This window comes from Porticoccus hydrocarbonoclasticus MCTG13d (assembly GCF_000744735.1).
GTDB classification, from domain to species: domain Bacteria; phylum Pseudomonadota; class Gammaproteobacteria; order Pseudomonadales; family Porticoccaceae; genus Porticoccus; species Porticoccus hydrocarbonoclasticus.
Genome location: NZ_JQMM01000001.1, coordinates 962,188 through 987,197 on the forward strand (window position 1 = coordinate 962,188; position 25,010 = coordinate 987,197).

Consider the following 25,010-nt stretch of genomic DNA (forward strand, 5'->3'; position numbering starts at 1 on the left):
GAGCATAGACTATTTCTGGTTTTTCTATCGATTCGCAAGGCTGGCTGACGGGTGCGCGGCATGTGCCCTCGCCAAATTTTAATCAGCGGCCGGCAACGGCGGCGTTATCACTGCTGGTGATCCACAATATCAGCCTGCCGCCCGGTGAATTCGGCGGGACGCACATCTGCGATTTTTTTACCAATTGCCTGGATGCCGACGCTCATCCCTATTTTCGCGAAATTGTCGATCTCAGGGTCTCTGCCCACCTGTTGATCCGGCGCGATGGTGACGTGGTGCAGTTTGTATCGTTTCACGATCGTGCCTGGCATGCGGGACAGTCCTGCTTTGACGGGGCGGAAAACTGTAATGACTTTTCATTGGGGATAGAGCTAGAGGGCAGTGATGACAAGCCCTACACCGATCAGCAGTACCGCTGTCTGGCGGCGCTGGTTCGGGTTTTGCTGGCGCACTACCCCGGTCTATCAAAACAGCGTATTGTCGGTCACAGTGACATCGCTCCCGGCCGCAAGACCGATCCGGGCCCCTGCTTTGACTGGCGGCGATTAAGCGCTGCCCTGGAGGCGTGATATGGAGTTTATTGTAATTGTGGTGGGGCTTTTGCTGTTGCGTCAGCTGGGTTCGTTGGCATCAATCCAGTCCGATGGCTGGTTTCACCGGTTCTGTGATCGGCTTGCCAACTGGCCAAAGCTTCAGTCTGCTCCCCGCGTGCAGCAGCTGATCACCCTGTTGCTGCCGGTAGCTGCCCTGGCGCTGGTGATCGAGTTGCTGGGCAACAGCTGGTTGGGTTTGCCGCAGTTTGTGCTGAGTTTGCTGGTGTTTCTCTATGCGCTCGGGCGCGGCAGCCTGGAACCTGAGGTGGCAGACTATGAGGAAGACCTGGGGCGGGGTGATCATCAGGCAGCTTATCGCGATGTTGCAGTGCTCAGCCCCGAGCGACAGGACGATGTGATGAATGCGGAGCAGTCCCGCCAGGCGGCCCTGGAGGTGATTACCTACCGTTATTTCGAACGTTATTTTGCTGCGATGTTCTGGTTCATCCTGGCAGGTGCTCCCGGTGCACTGTTATACCGGTTGTCGGTGATTCGGCGAGACCGCACAGTCATAACTGGCGAGTCTGTCGATGCCGGCTGGCTCTGGTTGCTGGAATGGCTGCCAGTCAGGCTGGTGGGTATATCCATGTGCTTCGTGGGTAATTTTTCGGCCTGTCTCAGGCGCTGGCAGTGTTCCTTCTTTTCTTCTGCCGAAAGTGCCGAGGTGTTGGGCAGTTATGTGGAACACGCTGTGCCCGAGGATGAGGTGGCGCTCAATGCAGCCGGTGAAGAGATGCCGGCCAACCTTCAGGCGTTGTTCACCCGGACCTTGATCTTTGCGCTGTCAATGGTGGCGCTGTTGGTGGTGCTCTGGTGAGGGTGGTTCATTCGTGCCAGCGGAACAACAGGCCTGCCAGGGTAATGAATACTGCCGTCATGGCGACCAGCGCCAGTAGCTGAGGGGCGACCTGTAGGATTCCGGCTCCTTCCAGCATGACGCCCCTTGCGGCCGACACCAGGTGGGTTAACGGTAGCAGTTGGGAGAGCTGCTGTAACCAGTTGGGGGCATCGTCAAGCGAGAACCACAGCTCCGACAGCAACAGCATGGGAAAGCTGATCAGGTTGAGCAGACCGTTGGCCAGCTCTTCGCTGGCGGTGCGGGCGGCCATTAGCAGTGAAATGCTGATGATGGACAGGTTGCCGATGATGGCGATCAGCAATAACAGCAGATAACTGCCGGCCATCATGAAACCGATAAACAGATGGCAGACCAGAAACACAATGACGGTTACGGCAAGCATGATGCCCAGTCGTGACAGCCCCTGGGATATCAGAAATTCCCAGGCCCTGAGAGGGGTAGCCTGAAGCCGCTTCAATACACCGTTTTTGCGGTAGCGAACGATGACATAGCCAATTCCCCACAGACCACTGAACATCATGTTCATGGCCAGTATTCCCGGGATGACCCAGTCGATGTAACGAATTTTTTTCCCGCTGACTTCCTGCTTCTGCCAGTTCGGTTTCGGTGGCGAGGTTGTCCCGGTCTGTTGCCGGGCGAGTAGCAGCTTTTCAAGTAGTCGGCCCTTTGCCGATTCGGTATTGACCCAGTACCGGGGTGGCTGCTGGGTGGTGAGGAGAATATCCAGTTGATGAAACTGTACCCGCCGCAGAGCCTCCTGTGGGTCGGTGTATTCGACTAGGCCAATGGCGGTTTCTTCGCCAAAGGGGTGCTTGTAAGTGTGGTCAGAGGCGCCGTCGATTAACAGGCCAGCGCGGAATATTTCCTCATTTTCGGAGGAGAATGCGACCGCCAGCACAATCACGATAAACGGGGTGGCGATGAACGACCAGAACAGGGAGCCTTTGTCCCGGTAGTATTCGCGGTTTCTCGCCATCCACAGGGCCAGTATTCGTCGCATGGGTTTATTCCCTTAAATGGTGGCCGGTGAGTTTGAGGAACAGATCGTCCAGGGAGGGGTTGCGGACTCGCAGGGAGCGCAGATTGATATTGAGGGCCACCAGCTCGGCGAGGGTTTTTTCGACTTCAGAGGTGGCGATGGCAATACCGTCTTCACGCACCTCAACCCGGCTGCCAAGGCTTGCCAGGTCATCGTCGAGATCTTCCCTGTTTAGGCAGATGTAGCTGTCCTTGAAGTGCTGGCGTAACAGGGATTGGGGCGACCCCTCGGCGATGATATTGCCCTTGTCCATAATGATCAGCTGATCGCACAATAGCTCGGCTTCTTCCATGTAGTGGGTGGTGAGCAGCACGGTTTTGCCGCGGGCCTTGATGGTTCGTATCAATGACCAGAAATGTCGTCGGGACTGGGGATCGAGTCCGGTGGTGGGTTCGTCCAGAAACAGAATTTCCGGATCGTTAATCAGTGCCACCGCTAGCAGCAGGCGTTGGCGCTGGCCGCCGGACAGGCGGGTGGCATAGGTGTCCAGAAAATCTTCCAGTTGGCACAACTCGATCAGCGCTTCAATGGGCGTACTATTGGCGTAAAAGCGGGCAAACAGGGCCAGCACTTCGCGGGTTCTGAGATAGTCCATCAGCGAGGTGGATTGAAACTGTATGCCGGTTTCCTCCAGGAAGCTACTGTCTCTGGGCTTGCCCTTGTAGTAGATCTCACCCGAGCTGGGGGTGGTGATGCCTTCCACCATTTCGATGGTGGTGGTTTTTCCTGCGCCGTTGGGCCCGAGCAGCCCGAAACAGGCCCCTTTGGGAATGGCAAAGGAGATATCATCCACGGCTTTCAGTGAACGAAATGATTTGCTCAGGTTGCGTACTTCGAGGATGGCTGTCATGGCGGCGTAGTGTATAGCATCTGCGGGATTATCTGTTAGGGTATTGCCCTGTTTGGAGAGGCGTCGTTATGGCATTGAAGGATGGTACGGCAAGCTGGGGTGAGGCGGTACGGGTCTACTCCAGACCACAGGTCATTGCCATGCTGTTTCTCGGCTTTGCCGCCGGTTTGCCACTGTTGCTGGTGTTCTCGACTCTGACCGCCTGGCTCCGGGATCTAGGGATCAGCCGCAGTACGATCGGTTTCTTTGGTTGGATAGGCATCACCTATTCCATCAAGGTCCTCTGGGCGCCGGTGGTGGATCGCCTCAGGCTGCCGGTGTTGACTCGGCTGCTGGGTCAGCGGCGCAGCTGGATATTGCTCGGTCAGATGGGGGTGATGTTGGGATTGGTGGCGATGGTGCTAACCGACCCGACCGTGTCGCTGGTCAGTGTGGCCATCTGTTCGCTACTGGTGGCTTTTTCAGCCTCTACCCAGGATGTGGCCATCGATGCATTCCGGATCGAATCGGCTATTGATGAATATCAGGGCGCCATGTCGGCCATGTATATCTTTGGTTACCGGATCGCCATGCTGGTGGCTGGTGCCGGTGCCTTTTATCTCGCCGACTGGTCGGGCTGGAGTACGGCGTATTTGTGTATGGCGCTGCTGATGCTGGTCGGCGTGGTAACCGTGTTGCTGGTCAGTGAACCCGAGCGGGCCGTTCCAGCTGAAACGCGGCAGCTTGAATCCGGTTTGAAGCATCGACTGCATGCGGATCGACCCGGTTGGTGGTTCAGGCTGGAAAGCTGGTTTCTGGGAGCGGTGGTGGCACCGTTTGTGGAGTTTTTCCGACGCAACGGGACCTGGGCCATTCTGATCCTGTCTTTTATTGGCCTTTATCGGCTCAGTGATATCACCATGGGCATCATGGCTAACCCGTTTTATCTCGATCTCGGTTTCAGCAAAACGGATATCGCCAATATCGGCAAACTCTACGGTTTTGTGATGACACTGGTCGGCTCCTTTCTGGGGGGGCTGCTGGTGGTGCGTTATGGTATATTCCGGCCCCTTTTTGCCGGTGCGATGATGGTAGCACTGACCAATCTGCTGTTCGTGAAGCTCGCTCTGATGGGCGCTGATCTGACCTGGCTAGCGGTGGCCATAAGTGGCGATAATTTGAGTGGTGGTTTTGCCAATGCCGCTTTTATCGCCTATCTGTCCAGCCTGACCAATCGGGCCTATACGGCAACCCAGTATGCGTTATTCAGTTCGTTGATGACGTTACCGGGAAAATTTTTCAGCGGATTTTCCGGTGTGATTGTCGATGCCAGTAGTTATGAGCTGTTTTTTACCTATGCGGCTCTGATGGGATTGCCCGCCGTATTGCTCTCCTGGTTGTTGTGGCGACACGCGCTGGTTGCCGGTCAGCCTCTCCAGCCAAACTCGGATAAATCCACTCTGCCCTGAGTTACGGTTACGCCCTCGTTTTCAAGTTGTTGCCTCTGACGACGATATGACGAGCTATTCTCCGGAAAGGCAATTGCGCCATCGGCTCTGAGTACCCGATGCCAGGGCAATGTTGTCTCTGCGGGAAGCTGACTGAGGAGTTTGCCCACCTGCCTGGCGCCCCGGGGGAGTTGTGCGAGTGTGGCCACGCAACCGTAGCTGGTGACGAGCCCCCTGGGAATGGCATTAAGCACACTGTAGATACGTAGTTGGTCATCGTATTTCATAGTGAATGATAGAAATATTTTCTTCCGTTCGTCCACTGATTGCCTTGAATTTGGTGGCGACTGCCCCCATTTCGTTGGCTATGGGTTCAGGAGAACGGCTTTGAGATATCTGTTGCTGCTTTTTATCGTGATGCCGGTCGTGGAGATGTGGTTGCTGATTACTGTCGGGCGACAGATTGGGGCTCTGCCAACCATTGGCCTGGTATTGCTCACCGCTGTTGTGGGAGTGGCTCTGTTGCGGGCACAGGGTTTTGCAACCCTGTTCAGGGCGCGACAGAAAATGGATATCGGAGAGTTGCCGGCCATGGAGATGGCGGAAGCCATCGTGCTGGCTGTGTGTGGGGCATTGCTCCTGACGCCGGGTTTTGCGACCGATGTGCTGGGGTTTGCCGGTTTGATTCCTCCGGTGCGGTTATGGCTGGTCTCCAAGTTTGTGAAAAACCTGGTGGTAGCCCGCTATCAGGCGCCGCGTGGTAGTGACCCTTTCTCCGCCGATGAGGCTCCCCAAAAAGGCGAGGGCAAAACCCTTGAGGGGGAGTTCTGGCGGGACCAGGATAATGAAAAATAAAGGTTGAACGCACGAAATATTTTTTTAGGGCCCTTGAAATACCTTCAGGTGCCTCCACATAGTGCACAGCTCGGTTACATCCGGACTCTGTTCTTATTAATAGGGTAGAACGTTAAAAGTTGGAGAGAAACACAATGAAAATTCGTCCCTTACACGACCGTGTCGTTATTCGTCGCAAGGAAGAAGAAGAAAAAACAGCCGGTGGCATCCTGTTACCTGGCTCCGCCAAGGAAAAACCCAATGAAGGCGAGGTGGTCGCCGTAGGTATTGGGCGAGTACTGGATAGCGGTGAAGTTCGCCCGGTTGACGTCAAGGTCGGTGACAAAGTGGTGTTCGGTAAATATGCCGGTAGCGACACCATTGAAATTGACGGTCAGGAACTGGTTATTCTGTCTGAAAGCGACATCAAGGCCGTTATCACTGGATGATGCCTTGTTGCTCAGTAAATCTCATTAGCACGATTCTTTAAGGAAGGTTAATTATGTCAGTCAAAGACGTAAAGTTTGGAGATGATGCGCGCCACCCGATGCTAACAGGTATCAATATTCTGGCGGACGCTGTAAAGGTTACCCTAGGGCCAAAGGGCCGCAATGTGGTTCTGGAGAAATCTTTTGGTGCGCCCACCGTCACCAAAGATGGTGTTTCTGTGGCCAAGGAAATCCAGCTGAAGGACAAGTTCCAGAACATGGGTGCGCAAATGGTGAAGGAAGTCGCCTCCAGAGCATCTGATGATGCGGGTGATGGTACGACCACAGCTACTGTGCTGGCTCAGGCTATCGTTAATGAAGGCTTGAAGTCCGTTGCTGCGGGTATGAACCCGATGGACCTGAAGCGCGGTATCGACAAAGCCGTGATTGCCGCTGTGGCAGAAATTGCGAAACTGGCAAAGCCCTGCACGAACAACAAGGAAATTGCCCAGGTCGGTACGATTTCTGCCAACAGTGATGCCCACATCGGCGATGTCATCGCCGAGGCGATGGACAAGGTTGGCAAGGAAGGTGTCATCACGGTAGAAGAGGGTACTGGTCTGGAGAATGAGCTGGATATCGTGGAAGGTATGCAGTTTGATCGCGGTTACCTGTCGCCTTACTTTATCAATAATCAGGAAAGCATGAGTGTCGAACACGACGATGCCTTCATTTTGTTGGTTGATAAGAAAATTTCCAATATTCGCGAGTTGTTGCCGCTGCTGGAGAACGTTGCCAAAGCCGGCAAGCCACTGATTATTATCGCGGAAGATGTAGAAGGTGAAGCACTGGCTACGCTGGTGGTTAACAATCTGCGTGGTATCGTCAAGGTCGCCACCTGTAAAGCACCGGGATTTGGTGATCGTCGCAAAGCCATGCTGGAGGATATTGCTGTCCTCACCGGTGGTACGGTGATTTCTGAAGAAGTGGGTCTGGACCTGGAGTCAGCGACGCTGGATCACCTGGGTACTGCCAAGCGCGTGGCCATGACCAAGGAAAATACCACTATTGTGGACGGTTCTGGAGATCACGGTGCCATTCAGGGTCGAGTCAATCAGATTCGTGCCCAGATCGAAGATACTTCCTCGGACTACGACCGTGAAAAGCTGCAGGAGCGAGTTGCCAAGCTGGCTGGCGGTGTTGCAGTGATCAAGGTCGGTGCTGCCACTGAAACGGAGATGAAGGAGAAGAAAGCCCGTGTGGAAGATGCGTTGCACGCCACCCGTGCTGCAGTAGAGGAAGGTGTTGTGCCTGGCGGTGGTGTTGCCCTGATTCGTGCGCTTCAGGCGATTGAGTCGCTGAAAGGTGAAAACCACGACCAGGATGCCGGAATCAGTCTTGCCCGTCGTGCTATGGAAAGCCCACTTCGCCAGATCGTTACCAACGCCGGTGAGGAAGCCTCCGTGGTAGTGGCCAAGGTCAAGCAAGGTAAAGGCAACTACGGTTACAACGCCGGAACAGGTGAATACGGTGACATGATTGCCATGGGTATTCTCGACCCCGCCAAGGTGACCCGTACAGCGTTGCAGGCGGCAGGTTCGATTGCCGGTTTGATGGTGACCACCGAAGCCATGGTGGCAGAGGCACCTCAGGAGAACAATGCTGGTGGTGGCATGCCCGATATGGGTGGTATGGGTGGTATGGGTGGTATGGGCGGCATGATGTAAACGTCCAAGCATACTCTCAATAAACCTCAAAAAGGCCTGCAAACCGAGTGTTTGCAGGCCTTTTTTAGCTTGGTGTAGCATTTCATGATAACCCATCAATTACTGGGATATTGATTGGGGGCAGGTTGGTTAGAGAAAATGATGCATCTGTCCACTTAGTGGCCTTCGCGTCTTCGCGAGAGGTGTTCTTATTTGTAGAAGTCTGTTACCCCTCGGCGAGTTTGCGATACAGCGAACGTACACTGATGCCGGCGATCTTTGCCACCTTGCTCTTGTCCCCCTGGTGCGTTGACATTAATGTCAGCAGGTAATTGTATTCCAGTGTCTTGAGATCAATGTCCTGTTGCTCGATGCGAGGTTGCGGAATTTGCGGTAAGTCGTTCAAGCACCTGATAATCACCGAGTCATCAATGACATTGGATTGCTTGAAGATTAGCGCGCGCTCCATTAGGTTGCGCAACTCACGGACGTTGCCCGGAAAGGACTGTTGTTGCAGGAGCTTGACGGCGGAATTGCTGATATGGAGCTTGTCGCCGCCACTGATTTTCTCGAGAACGGATTTGGCGATCAAAGCGATGTCTTCGTACCGCTTGCGCAGTGGTGGTAGCTCAATGGGGAAGACATTGATGCGGTAATAGAGATCTTCGCGGAACTCGCCGCGCTCAATCAGTGCCGGCAGATTCTTGTGGGTGGCGCAGATCAGTCGAAATCGGGCGCGCTTGATTTCTGTGTTGCCCACTGCACGGTAGGTTCCTGTTTCCAGCAAGCGCAAAAGCTTGACCTGCATGCCCAGTGGTACGTCGCCGATTTCGTCGAGAAACAGCGTGCCGTCCTCGGCGGCTTCTATCAATCCGGCTTTCCTGGAGATGGCGCCGGTAAACGCCCCCTTGACGTGACCAAACAGTTCACTTTCGAACAGCGTCTCCGTAAGACCGGCACATTCTACGGTGACTAGGGGTCGATCGTGCCTGGGGCTGGCTTGATGGATGGCGCTGGCGGCCATTTCCTTGCCTGTCCCGGATTCGCCCAGCAGCAACACGGCGGTGTCCCTGGCTGCAACCAGGTTGATCATATCTACCATGTGGTTGAAGGGGGGGCTGCGGCCCACCATCTGCCTGGTGCTGGATTCTGCGCTGGCGATGCTGACCGGCTTTAATAACTCTACAAAAAACTTGGGGCGTCCCTCATCGTCCAGGATGGGTAGCATTTCCACGTCCACATATTCCTTTCCCCGAGATGTATTGTGGATATGCAAAACCCGCTCTTTTTGTCGGGAGTCTGTGCAGGTGGCCAAGGGGCAAGTCTCGCCGGCCTGATCGCAGGGACGGTCGTAGCCATGAGATACCTCAAAACAATGAGCGGGGCGTCCGGGCTCGATCTCGCCGAAACTCTCCAGGTATCGTTCGTTGGTGGCGAGGATCCGGTAGTCGTTGGTGACCAAAATGGCTGGGCATTCAAACCCGTCGAGTATGCGGGCGGCATCCTGATTGGTGTCGCTGGCGATCAAGTGCATGGCTGTCAAATCCGGCAAACGTGTTTGCCAATAATGACAAAGGTGGGTCGGCTGCGGCAACTGCTTTTATCACTCTTGAGTTTATTTCTAAAAAAATTCAGGTAAAACAATTGGCTACTGCATATAGTGTTGTTTGGTAAACACTTGGCATAAGGATTGCAAAAATAATCTCAAGATCAGAGTTGCTGGCATAGTGGAACGCGACATGCAGTCCACCCCACCCCACAGTGGAGCCAGCATCTCCATTCACCATAATTGGGAGGAGTCCATTTTGGAATTTGATGCTTTTGTTCTGGCGCGCATGCAGTTCGCCGCCAACATAACTTTCCATATTCTTTTTCCCAGTATTTCCATCGGCCTGGCCTGGGTGTTGTTTTACTTTCGTGCCCGCTTTACGTTGAGTGGCGAAAGAGCCTGGGAGTTTGCCTATTATTTCTGGGTGAAGGTCTTTGCCCTGACGTTTGCCATGGGTGTGGTTTCCGGAATCACCATGAGTTTCCAGTTCGGCACTAACTGGCCCGGCTTTATGGAACGCGCCGGCAATGTCGCCGGTCCTCTGCTGGGCTATGAGGTACTGACTGCGTTCTTTCTCGAAGCCTCTTTCCTCGGGATCATGTTATTCGGCAAGGATCGGGTATCAAACCGCATGCACCTGGTCGCCTCTTTTCTCGTGGCTTTCGGCACCCTCCTGTCTGCCTTCTGGATTCTCAGTCTCAATTCCTGGATGCAAACGCCATCTGGTTTTTCCATGGAAAACGGCCGGGTAATGGTGGACAGCTGGTGGGCAGTTATTTTCAATCCGTCGTTTCCCTATCGGTTTATTCACATGACGCTGGCGTCGTTTCTGACCACAGCCTTTTTGATCACCGGGGTCAGTGCCTGGCGGCGTAGAAAAAAGGTCGATGGACCGGCAACCTGGAACGTCATGAAAACCGGTATTGTCATCGCCGCGGTGCTGGCGCCCGTGCAGATACTGGTGGGGGATCTCCACGGGCTGAACACGCTAGAGCATCAACCGGCGAAAATCGCGGCCATGGAGGCGATTTGGGAGACGGAAAGGGGCGCGTCTTTTACGGTCTTCGGTTTGCCCGATGAAGAGAGCCGGGAAACACGATTTGCACTGAAGATCCCCTATGCCGCCAGCTGGATTTTGACCCACGAACTGGACGGTGAGGTGAGAGGCTTGAGCGAATTCGCCGACCATCCCCCTGTGGGTTGGGTGTTCTGGTCCTTCCGGGTCATGCTGGCGGTTGGCAGTTTAATGCTGTTGGTTAGCTGGTGGGCTGCCTGGCATGTCTGGCGCGACCGGGTGCCAGGTCCGGCCTTGTTACGGGCGCTGTCGTGGATGACTTTTTCCGGTTGGGTTGCGGTGGTAGCCGGCTGGTATGTGACCGAGATCGGCCGTCAGCCTTGGATTGTCGATGGCGTGCTGCGTACCGCGGATGTGGTGGCGGACCACGCCTCCGCGACGCTCACGGGGACGCTGTTGGGCTATGTCGCACTCTATGTCTTTCTCCTGATGGCCTATATCGGTGCCTTACGTTATCTGGCTAGCAAACCGGCGGCATCCCTGGCGACAAAAAAACAACCAATCGTTTCGCAGCAGCATGGCACGGAGGGAGCGCACTGATGGTGATGGAATTCTGGTTACCAATTGTCTATGTCGCCATCATGGGGTTGGCGTTGTTGATCTATGTCGTGCTGGATGGTTACGACTTGGGGGTAGGCCTGCTTTTACCGGCCGCCGACGAGCGGGAAAAAGACATCATGATCGCGTCCATAGGTCCGTTTTGGGATGCCAATGAAACCTGGATCGTACTCGGTGTGGGCGTGCTGTTGATTGCTTTTCCCATGGCTCACGGTGCCATCCTGACAGCGCTTTACATCCCCGTGACTCTGATGTTAATGGGTTTAATCCTGCGCGGAGTAGCTTTCGATCTGCGCGTCAAGGCGGGTGACCATCGCAAGCAGTTGTGGAACCGGGCCTTCTTCCTGGGGTCATTGGTTGCCGCGGTTTCCCAGGGCTGGATGCTTGGCGCCTATGTCACTGGCCTGCGCGGTGATCTGACTAGTCATCTGTTTGCCCTGTTGATCGGGCTGACTTTGCCGGCGTTCTATCTGCTGCTTGGGTCGGCCTGGTTGCTGATGAAAACGGAAGGCGCCTTGTTCGACAAGGCGTTGCGTTGGGCACGCTGGTCGGTGTTACCCACCGGGCTGGGTCTGCTGGCGGTGTCGGTAGCCACACCCATTGCCAGCGGGGCTATCGCTGCTAAATGGTTCACGCTACCGAATTTTATAGGACTGTTGCCGATTCCAGTGTCCTGCCTGGCGCTCTACGCGGGCATCGTATGGCTCCTGCGGCGAGACAACTGGCTCCGCGAAGGTCACAGCTGGGTGATTTTCGTTGCGATTGTGTTGATTTGCCTGATGGCATCACTGGGACTGGCCTACAGTATCTATCCCGATATCATCATTGGTGAGATGACGATTTGGGAGGCCTCGGCCTCTGTCAGTTCCCTTTTGTTTACTCTGGTGGGCATTGTTATCACGTTGCCCGCGATCCTTTTTTACACTATTTACGTCTACCGTGTTTTTCGCGGCAAGGCGACCGAATTGTCCTATGACTAGCATGAGATTGAGGAGCGAAACCATGAACCAGGCTATCGACTTTGAAGTAGATTTCGAGCACAAACCCGCAGTTGTGCCGTTTTTCGATGAGCAGACCAGTACCTTTTCCTATGTGGTGAAGGACCCGACTTCCCGTGCCTGTGCAGTGGTGGATTCGGTAATGGACCTCGATTATGCGGCTGGACGCTTAAATCTGGACGGTGCCGACAGGATTATCGACTACATCCGCAAGCAGGGGCTTGAGTTGGAATGGCTCATCGAGACCCATGTACACGCCGATCACTTATCCGCTTCGCCCTATATCCAGGAGAAACTGGGCGGTAAGCTCGGCATTGGCTCGAAAATAGTTACCGTACAGGAAACCTTTGGCAAGATTTTCAACGCCGGTACAGAATTCCAGCGTGATGGCTCCCAGTTTGATCACCTGTTTACCGATGCAGAACAATACGCCATCGGCAATATCGTCTGTCATGCCATTCACACACCGGGACATACGCCTGCCTGCATGACCCATCTCATCGGCGATGCCGCGTTTGTGGGGGACACTCTTTTCATGCCGGATGCCGGTACCGCAAGGGCGGATTTTCCGGGTGGTGACGCCCGCGTGCTTTACCAGTCCATCATGCGCGTACTGTCACTGCCGGACGAGGTGCGGATTTTCATGTGCCATGACTACCAGCCCGGCGGCCGCGAGGTGGAATTTGCAACCACTGTGGGAGAGCAGAAAGCCAACAACATCCATGTGGGGACCGGCAAGACCGAGGACGATTTCGTCGAGATGCGGGAGGCGCGCGACGCCACACTCGACATGCCGCGTCTGATACTGCCTTCCCTGCAGGTGAATATGCGCGCGGGACATATGCCGCCGGCCGAGGACAATGGCACGGTCTATCTGAAAATACCGCTGAATGTCCTGTGATAAGTAATCGGGCAGCATTGTGACCATTGCAATCCAATAAGAGAGGCAGTTAATGGAAATTAAGCGAATCAATGACAGCTACTCCGTTTCCGGTCAAGTGAGTCCGGCGGACATCGACACGCTGGTGGAGGCCGGTATTCGCAGCATCGTTTGCAATCGTCCCGATGGCGAAGGCGCCGACCAGCCCAACTTCTCGGAGATCGAGCAGGCGGCGCAGGCCAGAGGTATGGAGACGTACTACCTGCCGGTAACCTCGGGTAAGGTGCTGGACGAGGACGCGGCCAAGTTCGGCAAATTGATGCAGACCATGCCGAAGCCTGTGCATGCGTACTGTCGTAGCGGCATGCGTTCGACGACACTCTGGGCGTTGAATGAAGGCGCCAGGCAGGCGGATCTGCAACAGATTCTGAAATCGGCCCGGGATGCTGGATACGATATGAGTGGCGTGGTGCAACGGATCGCCGGGCAGGGAGTCGAGGGGGCCGTCGAACCCGTCGGTCAGTACGATATTGTCATCGTCGGAGGGGGTGCTGCGGGTATTGCCGCTGCCTCGAGTATTCGGCAGCGATCCCGCAACGTTTCCATCGCCATCATCGATCCGGCTGAACTTCATTATTATCAGCCCGGCTGGACCTTCGTTGGTGCCGGCGTGTTCAGCCCGGAAAAAACCGAACGCCGTATGGCCGCTCTCATTCCCAAGGGGGTGGAGTGGATCAAGGCGGCGGTGGCGGCCTTCGACCCGAAAAACGACGCGGTGATTCTGGAAGGCTGCCGAGCCGTGAAGTACAAACGGCTAGTAGTGGCACCCGGTATAAAACTGGACTGGGATGCCATCGAAGGGCTGCCGGATACCTTGGGCCGCAATGGCGTCACCTCCAACTACCGTTTCGATCTGGCTCCCTATACGTGGGAACTGGTGAAAAATATGACCTCCGGCCGGGCCCTATTCACCCAGCCGCCCATGCCCATTAAATGCGCCGGCGCACCCCAGAAAGCGATGTACCTGTCGGCGGACTGGTGGTATCGCCAAGGGGTGCTCGGGGATATCGATGTCGAGTTCTACAATAGCGGTGCCGTACTGTTCGGTATCAAGGAGTATGTGCCGGCACTGATGGAATACGTGAAAAAGTACAACGCCAGTCTCAATTTTCAGCATCGACTGTTTAAAATCGACGGCCCGGCACAGAAGGCGTGGTTCGAGCACACGGATGACAACGGCAATACCGAGGTGGTCGAGCGCACTTTCGATATGATTCACGTCTGTCCGCCGCAAACCGCGCCGGACTTTATCCGGGTTAGCCCACTGGCGGATGAAGCCGGTTGGGTAGATGTGGATCAGACCACCTTGCGCCACAAAAAATACGACAACATCTGGTCATTGGGGGATGTCATAAACGCCCCCAACGCCAAAACGGCAGCGGCCGCCCGCAAGCAGGCACCGGTGGTGGCTACTAATGTCCTGTCAGACATGGGGCTGATAAAAGGTGTGGCGCATTACGATGGCTACGGGTCCTGTCCTCTGACGGTGGAGCGCGGAAAAGTGGTGCTGGCAGAGTTCGGTTATGGCGGCAAACTATTGCCCAGTTTCCCGCGCTGGTTGGTCAATGGCACCCGCCCTTCGCGCCTGTCCTGGTTGCTCAAGGAAAGGGTCATGCCACCGCTTTACTGGAAGGGCATGCTGCGTGGCAGGGAATGGCTGGCTAATCCCGTGATCAGTGACGAATGAAAAGAACTAACCACTGATGGCAGTAAGAGAGCTGTTTCCTTGTGTTGAGTGGTTGCGGCAATACGATCGCAAGATGCTGATCAGCGACACGATTGCGGCGGTGATCGTGACCATCATGCTCATTCCCCAGTCGCTCGCCTACGCCATGCTGGCGGGGTTACCGCCGGAAATGGGGCTTTACGCCAGTATCCTGCCGTTGATTGCTTATGCCGCGTTCGGCACCAGCCGTACCCTTGCTGTGGGGCCGGTGGCAGTGGTATCGCTGCTCACCGCCGCCGCCGCGGGCAAGGTGGCTCAGCAAGGCTCGCCGGAGTACATGATGGCGGCCATTGTGCTGGCTCTTTTGTCGGGCATGATGTTGTTGTTGATGGGGGTTCTCCGTCTCGGCATGCTGGCGAACTTCCTGGCTCACCCGGTGATCGCGGGCTTTATAACGGCGTCCGGGATCATTATCGCGGTCAGTCAGGTACGCCACATTCTCGGCATTGAAGCCCATGGGGAGAATCTCTTCGATTTGTTGGTCTCGCTTTGTCAACATCTGGGTGATGCCAACATATCCACCATGGTGGTAGGTGTGGGAGCCGTTGCCTTTCTCTTCTGGGTGCGCAGTGGACTTGCGCCACTTCTAGTGCGCACAGGGCTTAACCCTGAGGCTGCCGGGATGGCTGCCAAGGCCGGGCCGGTATTATTGGTGATTGTCACCACGCTGGCCGCCTATACCCTGGACCTGAAGGGGCAGGGTGTGGCTCTGGTCGGTGCAGTACCCAAGGGCCTGCCGGATTTGACGATACCCACATTTTCACTGGGGCTTTGGGGTGAGCTGGCCGGTTCCGCACTTTTGCTGTCGGTTATCGGTTTCGTGGAATCAGTCTCTGTCGGCCATACGCTGGCGGCCAAGCGTCGCCAGCGTATCTCTCCCAATCAGGAGTTGATCGGTCTGGGCGCTTCCAATGTAGCTTCGGCGGTTTCCGGAGGTATGCCGGTTACGGGCGGCTTTTCCCGCTCAGTAGTTAATTTCGACGCCGGTGCTGTCACCCCGGCAGCCGGTGTCTTCACAGCAGTCGGCATCGCGCTGGTGGCGTTGTTGCTCACACCCCTTCTGTTTTTCCTGCCCAAAGCGACATTGGCAGCAACGATTATTGTCGCGGTCCTATCCCTGGTAGATCTGGCGATCCTGAAACGTGCGTGGAATTACTCTCTGTCAGATTTTCTCGCCGTGGCAATCACCATCGGTGTCACTCTGATATTGGGTGTGGAGCTGGGCGTTCTATGCGGTGTGCTCGCGTCCATTGGTATGCATCTGTACAAGACGGCCAAGCCCCATATCGCTGTAGTGGGACAGGTGCCGGGTACCGAGCACTTTCGCAATGTCAGTCGACACGAGGTCATCACCGATCCCCGCATTCTATCGTTGCGTGTGGACGAGAGTCTGTACTTCGCCAACGCGAATTACCTGGAAGATCGTGTCTACGAGTTGCTTGCTCAGCGTCGGGAGCTCAAGCACGTCATCCTCCAGTGTACCGCAGTCAATGAAATCGACATGAGTGCCCTGGAATCACTGGAGGCGATCAACACCCGCTTGCGGGAAGCCGGCATTCAATTACATCTGTCGGAAGTTAAGGGGCCGGTCATGGATCTGCTGAAGTGTACGGACTTTCTCGAGCACCTTTCCGGTGAGGTCTACCTCAGTCATTATCAGTCAGTGAAGGCGCTGTCCGGTGACGGGGAGACGTCCTGATGTCGGTAGCGAGGCTGTTGATCACCAGTGTGGCGCACTGACGACATCTTGAGCAGGGTTGATGATGTCACTGTTGCCGTTGATTCCGGTGTTTTTGCCGGAAGTGAGGAAAAGTGCTATTTGTGTAATGGCACAGATTTACCAAACTGATCGCGGGCGAGGATGTCCGAACTCCGCGGTCATTACAATTGTTAATCAGAAGGAGTCAATTATGAGTTTACGTCTTGGCGATACTGCCCCCAATTTTAAGATTGCCACCACCACAGGTGATATCGACTTTCACGAGTGGGCCGGTGATTCCTGGGTGTTCTTTTTTAGCCACCCGGCGGATTTCACCCCGGTCTGTACCACGGAGATGGGCCGAACGGCACAGCTGGATGCCGAATTCACTGCCCGCAACGTCAAACCGCTGGGCCTGTCCACCGACACCGTGGAAGAGCACCTGAAGTGGATCAAGGATGTGGATGATACCCAGAATACCAGTCTCAAGTTTCCCATCGTAGCGGACAAGGATCACAAGGTGGCCCAGCTCTACAGCATGATCCATCCCGGGGAGAGCGAGACTGCCGCAGTGCGTTCGGTCTTCATCATCGATCCGGACAAGAAAATCCGGCTCACCATGACTTATCCCATGAGCGTGGGTCGCAATTTCACGGAGATACTGCGGGTTATCGATGCCCTGCAGCTATCGGATGAAAAAGGTATCGCCACTCCCGCAGACTGGAAGAAAGGTGACAAGGTGATCATCCCGCCGAGTGTTTCGAACGACAAGGCGAAAGACCTCTTCCCCAACGGTTGGGATGAACTGCGCCCCTACCTGCGGCTGACTAAGGTGTAGGATCCAGAGCCGGTACGACGCCGGCTTTTAGTAATCGCCGCGCCCGTTGTCGGCGTGGCAACCGCTTCCTGGTTCGGGACCACTCGGAGCATTAGTTGGAGTAGCCTATGAAAACTGCACACGATCTGGTGTTAGAAGCCAAACAGCATATTACCGAGATCAATACCGACGAGGCAGAAGTAGAAATAAAAAATGCTGATATTGTCATCGATATTCGGGAGCCTGAAGAGTTCCACCAGGGGCACATTCACGGTGCGGTGAATATCCCCCGCGGTATTCTGGAATTCAGACTCTCGTCAGTGCCGGAATTCGAAAACAGGGAAATGGGTATTGTGCTTTACTGCAAAACTAACGGTCGGGGCGCTCTGGCAGCAAAAAGCCTGAAGGAGATGGGTTACATTCAGGTTAAAACCATTGCTGGCGGTATGGATGCTTGGGCAGCGGCAGACAAACCCATCGCAGTTCCTAGCAAACTCGATTTCGACTGATGATTGTAGCCATTTTACGCTTGGTAGTAATATGCCCGACAGCTGGAGGATCACCGTAACTCCAACCCTGATCCGCATTTTTAAAGTTAGGACGCTGTTGCTCTTTATCGCCGGAGTAACCCCTCCCTCCCCTCTCACTTTATGGGCAGACGGAATCCAATGGTAGGCAGTGATGACAAACTGACCAATGAAAAACAGCGCTCATGGAGCAGTTTATCCCGTTCTGTTTGAGAGGCCGCTGATAATTGCCACAGAGGAACTGGCTGCCCCGATCTGAGTGAAGGATCGGTGAAGTCTCAACTTGCCTCTGTCAGATAGCCATCTCAACAGCAGGCATCACCATCTGCCGATCCTGTCGGTAATGCATAATCCAGCCGACAACTAACTTGCTGAACAGGTCGATAATCACACACAAATAGAGCTTGCCTTCGCTAATAGATACCCCAATTATATCAGTGACTTACCGGGTTTCGGCGCAGTGAAGTTGCGCTCTAGATGGTTCTGTCACCCCCAATAAAAAGGCTCCCGTTTGGAAGCCTTTTTATTGGATACAGCAAATTGCTCAGGCAAAGTTGCTGTTGACGAACTGCCAGTTCACCAACTTCCAGAAAGCTTCCAGGTAGTTGGGGCGGGAATTGCGGTAATCGATATAATAGGCGTGTTCCCAGACATCCACTGTGAGCAGCGGGGTGACGCTGTCATCGGTCAGCGGGGTGCCGGCGTTACTGGTGTTGACGATAGCCACACTGCCATCGGCCTTTTTCACCAGCCAGGTCCAGCCGGAGCCAAAGTTGTTGGCGGCGCTGGTGTTGAAGGCTTCCTTGAACTTGTCGAAAGAGTCGAAGGTGCTGTTTATGGCATCGGCGACCGGGCCGGTGGGTTCGCCGCCGCCATTGGGGCTCAGGCAGTTCCAGTAGAAGGTGTGGTTCCATATCTGAGCGGCGTTGTTAAAGGTGCCTCCGGAGGCAGTTTTCACAACTTCTTCAAGGCTTTTGCCTTCGAACTCAGTACCGGGAACCAGGCCGTTCAGCTTGTCGACGTAGGTTTTGTGGTGCTTGCCGTAATGGTACTCCAGAGTTTCCCGGGAGATCTGTGGGGCGAGTGCATCCATCGCGTAGGGAAGTTCAGGTAATGTAAAAGCCATGATGGTCATCCTTTGGTTACAACGATAAAGGCGCCTTGGATGTGTTGTTACAACAACAGGCATCCGTTTGGCGGAAAGATTTATTCCAGGTGGACGCGGTCGGAGCGGGGAAGTATTGCGAATGGACAGCCCGGTAGTCGATGCCACCAGGTTATCCGGAAAACCTTCCAAGAGTCTGCCGAGAAAAGTTGGCGCCCATTGGACGGGTTAGTATAGCAAACATTGGATGGAAAAGCCTGGCCAGGACAGGATTTACCGTGCCCTGCTTCAGGGCAAAAGCCAGGATTGGCGGGGGCTTTTTTATCTTCATGGCATTTTGTGACAGAATTAAATAGACATGGTGGGTGATTCCGGTTGCTATAATTACGGCGTCGGGGGATTTATCCATAGCCCAACAAGTGCTCAAATGCTTTAATGAAAAAAAACCAAATATAACAATCATTCGCTGTCTGTAAGGAGATTCACATGGAATTCATTAACTTCCTCATCCGCTGGGGGCATCTGCTGTTCGGTATTACCTGGATTGGCATGTTGTACTACTTCAATTTTGTGCAGGGTGGCTATTTCAAGCAGGCTACCCCAGAAGCGCTGGCCGATGCCAAAGCCAAGCTTGCACCCAACGCCCTGTGGTGGTTCCGCTGGGGCGCCATGTTCACGTTTATAACCGGTGTTTTATTACTGGGTGGCCTATCCCACAACAACCAATTCAATAACTCCATTGTCATCGCGGCCCTTATGGGTACGTTGATGTTTCTGAACGTCTGGCTGATTATCTGGCCAAATCAGCAAGTCGCCTTGGGCATGAAGGAGGGTGATGGACCCGCAGCTGGTGCCAAGGCCTTGCTGGCGTCGCGTACGAATGTCCTGTTTTCCGGACCTATGGCATTTGGCATGCTGGCAAGCCCTCACGCATCACAGTGGGGTGGAAGTGGTTACGGCACTGGTGTTGGCGGGATCGACCTGATTGTCTGCATCGTGATCATTGCTGCGCTCGAAGTAAATGCGCTGATGGGTAAACAAGGCCCCATGGCATCAGTGAAAGGCGTTATTCATGCAAGTCTCGGCCTGACGGTGGTGCTGTTTGGTATCCTCTACTATTTGTAAGCACTGCATGACATAAAAAAGCCGGCCCTGGGGCCGGTTTTTTTGTGCTTGAGACGTATATAATAACGCGCTCCGCTCGGCGGGTGTGTCCATACTTGAACGATGTTTTGTAACCAAAGGTTAACGCTATCATGACAGACAGGGATTTTAAGCGTTTTGATCCAATCGTTCCGGAAAGTGATGACCGTATTGGTCGATCCTCGGGTGGTTCGGTTGATGACGGCCGCAGGCGAGCAGCGAAACGGCCGCCACCGTCTGATTCGCACGGTGGTGGATCAATCGGCGGAGTCTGGAAGCTTTTGGTGCTGGTGTTGTTGCTGGGTCTTGCAGGAATGGGCTATATGCTGGTTCAGGAGAAAGCTCGCCTGGCGCAATTGCAGTCCCGCTTTGACGAGCTGGAAGCCAAGATCGTATCCACGGATGAATCGCTCAATCAGTCTGGCGCTACCCTGGGTATGAAAATACGCGAACACACTGAGGCACTGGATAAGCACTGGTCGGAAATTCGTAAATTGTGGGGTGTTTCTTACGATACAAATCGTAAAACTATTGATACAAACAGCAAAACTATCGAATCCCAGGGCGCAACCCTTGCTGCGCAGAATAAGGCCATTAACGGTTTGCAGGCCTCTGCTGGGGCCCGCAAAAAGGAGATAGCCGCGCTTGCCAGTAAAGTTGACAAGGCCGGCCAGTCGGTGGAAACCGCAGCGAGTTCTGCCATGGCAGCCAAGCTGGAGGTGAACGATTTGGCGAGTCAGTTGCAGGATATTACTGCACGTCTCAATGCGGTCGATAAAACGGCCAAGGATTCCAATGCCCGGACTGCGGCAAATGAAGAGGCAATTCGTGCAATTGATGCCTACCGGCTTCAGGTCAATCGCGATCTGCAGTTGATCAAACAGCAGTTGGGCGCCCCCCCAGGCTGATCGCCAGGAACTGAAATTATTTCGGATAGATTACCCTTGAGAGAGTGACATGACTGTAATTCGACAAGACGATCTGATTGATAGTGTGGCCGATGCGCTGCAATTTATTTCTTACTACCACCCGGTGGATTTTATCCAGGCGGTAAATGAGGCCTATGAGCGTGAGGAATCCCAGGCGGCGAAGGACGCCATGGCCCAGATTCTGATCAATTCCCGCATGTGCGCCATGGGCCACCGTCCGATCTGTCAGGACACCGGCATCGTCAACGTGTTCGTCAAGGTCGGGATGAACGTCCAGTGGGAGGGTGATCTGAGTGTCACCGATATGATCAACGAAGGGGTGCGCCGCGCGTACAAACACCCGGATAACGTGTTGCGGGCCTCTGTACTGGCAGACCCGGACGGCGCCCGCAAGAACACCGGTGATAACACTCCGGCGGTGATCAATTACGAAATTGTGCCCGGCGATACCGTCGAGATCGACGTGGCGGCCAAAGGCGGCGGCTCCGAGGCGAAATCCAAGTTTGCCATGCTCAATCCCTCCGACTCCGTGGTCGAGTGGGTGCTGGAACAGGTGCCGAAAATGGGAGCCGGTTGGTGTCCGCCGGGGATGCTCGGTATCGGCATTGGTGGCACCGCCGAAAAAGCCATGCTGTTGGCGAAAGAGTCACTGATGGAGCCAATCGATATTCAGGAATTGCGAGCCCGTGGCGCATCCTGTCGCGCGGAAGAGCTGCGTCTGGAGTTGTTTGAGAAGGTGAATAACCTGGGCATCGGCGCGCAGGGATTGGGCGGTCTGACTACTGTGCTGGATATCAAGGTCAAGGATTTTCCCGCCCACGCAGCCAACAAGGCGGTGGCGTTGATTCCCAATTGTGCTGCCACACGCCATACCCATTTCACGCTGGACGGCTCCGGGCCAGCCTATCAGACGGCACCGGATCTCAATGATTGGCCGGACATTGCCTGGGAGGTCGGCGACAGTGTGCGTCGGGTCAATCTGGATACCGTCACCCGGGAGGATATCAAGGCCTGGAAAACCGGTGAAACTCTTCTGTTGTCCGGCAAAATGCTGACCGGGCGCGATGCCGCCCATAAACGAATGGTGGACATGCTGGCCAACGGCGAAAAACTGCCGGTGGATATGACGGGTCGGTTTATCTATTACGTGGGTCCTGTGGACCCTGTCAGGGATGAAGTGGTGGGTCCCGCCGGTCCAACCACCGCAACCCGGATGGATAAATTTACCCGTACCATGCTGGAGCAGACCGGGCTGATCGGTATGATCGGCAAAGCCGAGCGCGGGCCGGTGGCGATTGAAGCGATCCGCGATAATGAGGCCGTTTATCTGATGGCGGTGGGCGGTTCCGCCTACCTTGTGTCCAAAGCGATTACCGGTGCGAAGGTGGTGGCGTTTGAAGATCTCGGCATGGAGGCGATCTACGAATTCGAGATTGTCGATATGCCGGTGACTGTGGCGGTGGACTCGAAAGGCGAGTCGGTTCACCAGACTGGTCCAAAGATCTGGCAGGCCCGTATCGAAGAGCGCGCGTTGGTAATTTGACCGGTTGATTAGACAATCTTTTCTGTAAAAAGAGCGTCATAACAGGAAAAAAAACCGGAGATGTAGTAAACTCAACACAGTTACTGTTGTAACAAGGCGAGGAGCCTAGTTTTATTAAATTGGAATTTATGGTGGATATGATGAAGAAGATTTCAGCTGTAATGGGTACATTACTTTTAGCCGTATCTGTGTCAGCGACAGCGCAGACACCGGAAGGTTTATATTTGGGTCCGTCACTCGGTTACTACTATCTGGATAGTGAGCGTGTTATCAGCGGACATGATGAATCGGGTGTTTTGGGTCTGAACCTTGGTTACCGTTTTTCAAATGACTGGGCTATTGAAGCGAGCTACGGTCACGATATCGCTGATGCGGATCTCGAAGTTTCACAGATCAACGCCTACTACTGGTTTGGTGAAGACAATGGTGGCTGGCGTCCTTACATGCTGGCAGGTGCAAGCTACTATGATCGCAGTGGCAGCAATGAAAATAACCTGCAGTCCGAAGAAAAATATACCCATCAGCTGCAAGTTGGTCTCGGCCTCTCCAAAATGATTGCCGAGCAATGGGAATTTCGTGGGGATGCACGTTTGCATAGCAAGGTGCGCGAAGGCGGTTTCCAGGGCGTTAACGATGCTTCCGTCAACTTTGCTGTAAATTACTACTTCAACAAGCCGATTGCCCCGGTTGTTGCCGAGCCTGCCCCGGCCCCTCAGCCAGAACCGCCGGCACCAGAGCCCGAAAAACGCACCATCACGATTCGTCTGAACGTTGAATTTGAATTTGACAAGGCAATCGTTCGTGCCATCTACGGTGATGAACTGCAGGCAGTGGCCAGTGCGATGAAAGTGCACGATGACATTACTCTGGAACTCGAAGGTCATACTGACTCACGCGGCCCTGACGAGTACAACCAGACCTTGTCAGAAGACCGCGCTGCAGCGGTTAAAGCAAAAATCGTTGAAGATTACGGCATTGCTGCAAACCGCATTACCACTAGCGGCTACGGTGAAACCCGTCCGATTGCCGATAACAACACCGACGAAGGGCGTGCCCGGAACCGTCGTGTGGTCGGTGAAATGACTTACACCGAAGTGGTTAAATAAGCCGGGATTGATACGGTTTATTGCACGAAACTAACGGCGTCCTCGGACGCCGTTTTTCGTTGAAGACTATGTGGGGGCGGCGGACATTGGTGTGAACACACTTTACTGGCACGATTACGAAACCTTTGGCATTGATCCCGCCCGCGATTGTCCTTCACAGTTTGCCGGGATCCGCACCAATGAATCACTGGAGATTATCGGGGAGCCGTTGCGACTGTATTGTCGGCCACCCCTGGATCGTCTGCCTTCTCCCATGGCGTCACTGGTGACAGGCATTACACCTCAGGATGCTCTCGATAAAGGCGTACCAGAGCGTACTTTCATTGAGCAGATTCACCGTGAATTGTCAGTCCCCGGCACCTGTGGTGTTGGTTACAACAGTATCCGGTTTGATGATGAAGTGACTCGTTATACACTTTATCGGAATTTCTATGACCCCTATCAGCGGGAATGGAAACAGGGCAATTCCCGCTGGGATATTATCGATATGATCCGGCTTGCCAGAGCACTGCGGCCCGACGGTATCGAGTGGCCCGATTACGACGATGGTTCTCCCTGTTTTAAACTGGAACAACTCACTCTGGCCAATGGCATCAGCCATGAGTCGGCCCATGATGCCCTGTCGGATGTTATGGCGACCATAGCCATGGCAAGAGTTGTTCGGGAGAAACAGCCACAGCTGTACCAGTATGTTTATGAGCACCGCCTGAAACACAAGGTGGCTGAACTGATTGATCTCAATCACCGCAAACCTTTCTTACATGTTTCCGGGAAGCTACCCAGGGAAAATGGCTATACGGCGCTTATGATGCCCCTCGCCCGACATCCAGTGAACAAGAATGCCATCATCTGTTTTAACCTGATGGGAGATGCTCGCGCGCTGATGGAACTTTCCCCGGAGCAGATCAGTGAACGACTCTTCACGCGCACGGATGCATTGCCCGAGGGGGTGGCCCGGATACCCTTGAAAGGGGTGCAGTTGAACCGTTGTCCGGTCGTGGCAACGCCGCGGTTGATGGATGCTGCGGCTGCGCATCGGCTGGGTATCGATCTTGCGAGATGCGAAAGACAATGGCGGCTGCTGCTTGAACAGGATTTGACCGCCAAGTTGGCAGCGGTTTTTTCAAGCCAGCAATATGAGCCCTGTGACAATGCTGAACAGGCCCTCTATGAGGGTTTCGCCAGTGAGGCCGACAAGGCACTTTTTCCGGTGGTGAGATCTGCCAGTCCCAGCGAACTGGCCAGTGATACCATACATTTTCAGGATCGGCGCTATCGTGACTTGTTGTTCCTGTATCGAGCGAAAAATTTCCCCGACACTCTCACTGATGAAGAGCAAAACTGTTGGCAGGAGTGCCGCTTTCAACAGTTGACCAATGGCAGGGGCGGCTATCTCTCGCTGAACGATTTTTACGCGCAGATAGAAGCGTTGCACGACAGGGAAGATTTGTCCGAACGGGACAGAACTATTCTCTACGCTCTGCAAGAGTGGGGCGAGCAAATTTTATAGTGGGTGGGCAGCTGGTTCACACCTGACAAAGTCGCTAAAATGCAGCGGT

At 54.5% G+C, this 25,010-nt stretch carries 23 protein-coding genes and 1 pseudogene; 18 read left to right on the forward strand and 6 right to left on the reverse strand.

Features of this window, described 5'->3' with window-relative positions:
• Positions 1-11: 11 nt before the first annotated feature.
• The gene (ampD, locus tag U740_RS04605; RefSeq protein WP_051921201.1) at positions 12-569 is read left to right on the forward strand and encodes a 1,6-anhydro-N-acetylmuramyl-L-alanine amidase AmpD; all 558 of its coding nucleotides are present in this window, start codon (positions 12-14) and stop codon (positions 567-569) included.
• A gap of 1 nt (position 570) precedes the next feature.
• Complete coding sequence (ampE, locus tag U740_RS04610; RefSeq protein WP_051921202.1) at positions 571-1,410, forward strand: regulatory signaling modulator protein AmpE; 840 nt, start codon at positions 571-573, stop codon at positions 1,408-1,410.
• 7 nt (positions 1,411-1,417) lie between these two features.
• Here the strand turns inward: ampE and U740_RS04615 are convergent, their stop codons facing one another.
• Positions 1,418-2,452: an ABC transporter permease gene (locus U740_RS04615; protein WP_036859325.1), complete on the reverse strand. Its 1,035-nt coding sequence runs from the start codon at positions 2,450-2,452 to the stop codon at positions 1,418-1,420.
• 4 nt (positions 2,453-2,456) lie between these two features.
• Complete coding sequence (locus U740_RS04620; protein ID WP_200877041.1) at positions 2,457-3,341, reverse strand: ABC transporter ATP-binding protein; 885 nt, start codon at positions 3,339-3,341, stop codon at positions 2,457-2,459.
• A 68-nt stretch (positions 3,342-3,409) separates the two neighbouring features.
• On the opposite strand from U740_RS04620, the gene U740_RS04625 reads away from it, so the two are divergent.
• Positions 3,410-4,789, forward strand: a complete 1,380-nt coding sequence (locus U740_RS04625) for an AmpG family muropeptide MFS transporter (protein WP_051921203.1) — start codon at positions 3,410-3,412, stop codon at positions 4,787-4,789.
• Here U740_RS04625 and U740_RS11990 read toward each other — a convergent pair.
• On the reverse strand, positions 4,747-5,055 hold the full coding sequence (locus tag U740_RS11990) for an MGMT family protein (RefSeq protein WP_081890951.1): 309 nt from the start codon (positions 5,053-5,055) through the stop codon (positions 4,747-4,749). The genes U740_RS04625 and U740_RS11990 overlap by 43 nt on opposite strands.
• Before the next feature lie 100 nt (positions 5,056-5,155).
• Here U740_RS11990 and U740_RS04630 point away from each other — a divergent pair, with 100 nt between their 5' ends.
• The 3 genes from U740_RS04630 (at position 5,156) to groL (ending at position 7,757) form a co-directional block, all read left to right on the forward strand.
• The gene (locus U740_RS04630) at positions 5,156-5,623 is read left to right on the forward strand and encodes an FxsA family protein (protein WP_036859327.1); all 468 of its coding nucleotides are present in this window, start codon (positions 5,156-5,158) and stop codon (positions 5,621-5,623) included.
• A gap of 134 nt (positions 5,624-5,757) precedes the next feature.
• Positions 5,758-6,051 carry a co-chaperone GroES gene (gene groES / locus U740_RS04635; protein WP_036859330.1) on the forward strand — a complete coding sequence of 98 codons (294 nt, stop codon included), beginning with the start codon at positions 5,758-5,760 and terminating at the stop codon, positions 6,049-6,051.
• A gap of 53 nt (positions 6,052-6,104) precedes the next feature.
• Complete coding sequence (gene groL / locus U740_RS04640) at positions 6,105-7,757, forward strand: chaperonin GroEL (RefSeq protein ID WP_036859331.1); 1,653 nt, start codon at positions 6,105-6,107, stop codon at positions 7,755-7,757.
• 205 nt (positions 7,758-7,962) lie between these two features.
• Here groL and U740_RS04645 read toward each other — a convergent pair whose 3' ends face one another.
• Positions 7,963-9,288, reverse strand: coding sequence for a sigma-54 interaction domain-containing protein (locus tag U740_RS04645; protein ID WP_200877042.1), 1,326 nt, complete (start codon positions 9,286-9,288; stop codon positions 7,963-7,965).
• A gap of 283 nt (positions 9,289-9,571) precedes the next feature.
• Between U740_RS04645 and U740_RS04650 the strand changes: the two genes are divergently transcribed.
• The 7 genes from U740_RS04650 (at position 9,572) to U740_RS04680 (ending at position 17,607) form a co-directional block, all read left to right on the forward strand.
• The gene (locus U740_RS04650; protein WP_407674729.1) at positions 9,572-10,900 is read left to right on the forward strand and encodes a cytochrome ubiquinol oxidase subunit I; all 1,329 of its coding nucleotides are present in this window, start codon (positions 9,572-9,574) and stop codon (positions 10,898-10,900) included.
• Positions 10,900-11,898: a cytochrome d ubiquinol oxidase subunit II gene (locus U740_RS04655; RefSeq protein WP_036859335.1), complete on the forward strand. Its 999-nt coding sequence runs from the start codon at positions 10,900-10,902 to the stop codon at positions 11,896-11,898. The genes U740_RS04650 and U740_RS04655 overlap by 1 nt, the downstream gene beginning before the upstream one ends.
• A 22-nt stretch (positions 11,899-11,920) precedes the next feature.
• Positions 11,921-12,817: an MBL fold metallo-hydrolase gene (locus U740_RS04660; protein WP_051921204.1), complete on the forward strand. Its 897-nt coding sequence runs from the start codon at positions 11,921-11,923 to the stop codon at positions 12,815-12,817.
• Positions 12,818-12,869: 52 nt separating this feature from the next.
• Positions 12,870-14,543, forward strand: a complete 1,674-nt coding sequence (locus tag U740_RS04665; RefSeq protein WP_036859336.1) for a bifunctional protein tyrosine phosphatase family protein/NAD(P)/FAD-dependent oxidoreductase — start codon at positions 12,870-12,872, stop codon at positions 14,541-14,543.
• A gap of 16 nt (positions 14,544-14,559) precedes the next feature.
• The gene (locus tag U740_RS04670) at positions 14,560-16,281 is read left to right on the forward strand and encodes a SulP family inorganic anion transporter (RefSeq protein WP_036859338.1); all 1,722 of its coding nucleotides are present in this window, start codon (positions 14,560-14,562) and stop codon (positions 16,279-16,281) included.
• Between the two features lie 211 nt (positions 16,282-16,492).
• On the forward strand, positions 16,493-17,119 hold the full coding sequence (locus tag U740_RS04675) for a peroxiredoxin (RefSeq protein WP_036861283.1): 627 nt from the start codon (positions 16,493-16,495) through the stop codon (positions 17,117-17,119).
• 107 nt (positions 17,120-17,226) lie between these two features.
• Positions 17,227-17,607, forward strand: coding sequence for a rhodanese-like domain-containing protein (locus U740_RS04680; protein WP_036859339.1), 381 nt, complete (start codon positions 17,227-17,229; stop codon positions 17,605-17,607).
• Between the two features lie 187 nt (positions 17,608-17,794).
• Here U740_RS04680 and U740_RS12240 read toward each other — a convergent pair.
• Together U740_RS12240 and U740_RS04690 are read right to left on the reverse strand one after the other, a co-directional pair.
• Positions 17,795-18,111, reverse strand: a pseudogene (locus U740_RS12240) (DDE-type integrase/transposase/recombinase); the annotation flags it as partial.
• Positions 18,112-18,169: 58 nt separating this feature from the next.
• Positions 18,170-18,751: a Fe-Mn family superoxide dismutase gene (locus tag U740_RS04690; RefSeq protein WP_036859341.1), complete on the reverse strand. Its 582-nt coding sequence runs from the start codon at positions 18,749-18,751 to the stop codon at positions 18,170-18,172.
• A 465-nt stretch (positions 18,752-19,216) separates the two neighbouring features.
• Between U740_RS04690 and U740_RS04700 the strand changes: the two genes are divergently transcribed.
• From U740_RS04700 to sbcB, 5 genes are all read left to right on the forward strand, one after another.
• A complete protein-coding gene (locus U740_RS04700; RefSeq protein ID WP_036859344.1) occupies positions 19,217-19,855 on the forward strand; it encodes an antitermination protein NusG in 639 nt (212 codons plus the stop codon).
• A gap of 131 nt (positions 19,856-19,986) precedes the next feature.
• On the forward strand, positions 19,987-20,781 hold the full coding sequence (locus tag U740_RS04705; protein ID WP_036859346.1) for a hypothetical protein: 795 nt from the start codon (positions 19,987-19,989) through the stop codon (positions 20,779-20,781).
• Between the two features lie 49 nt (positions 20,782-20,830).
• Positions 20,831-22,345 (forward strand): fumarate hydratase, encoded by a 1,515-nt coding sequence (locus tag U740_RS04710; RefSeq protein ID WP_036859348.1) that lies wholly within the window; start codon positions 20,831-20,833, stop codon positions 22,343-22,345.
• 140 nt (positions 22,346-22,485) lie between these two features.
• A complete protein-coding gene (locus tag U740_RS04715; RefSeq protein WP_160172047.1) occupies positions 22,486-23,451 on the forward strand; it encodes an OmpA family protein in 966 nt (321 codons plus the stop codon).
• 91 nt (positions 23,452-23,542) lie between these two features.
• Positions 23,543-24,961, forward strand: coding sequence for an exodeoxyribonuclease I (gene sbcB / locus U740_RS04720; protein WP_036861286.1), 1,419 nt, complete (start codon positions 23,543-23,545; stop codon positions 24,959-24,961).
• Positions 24,962-25,010: the final 49 nt, after the last annotated feature.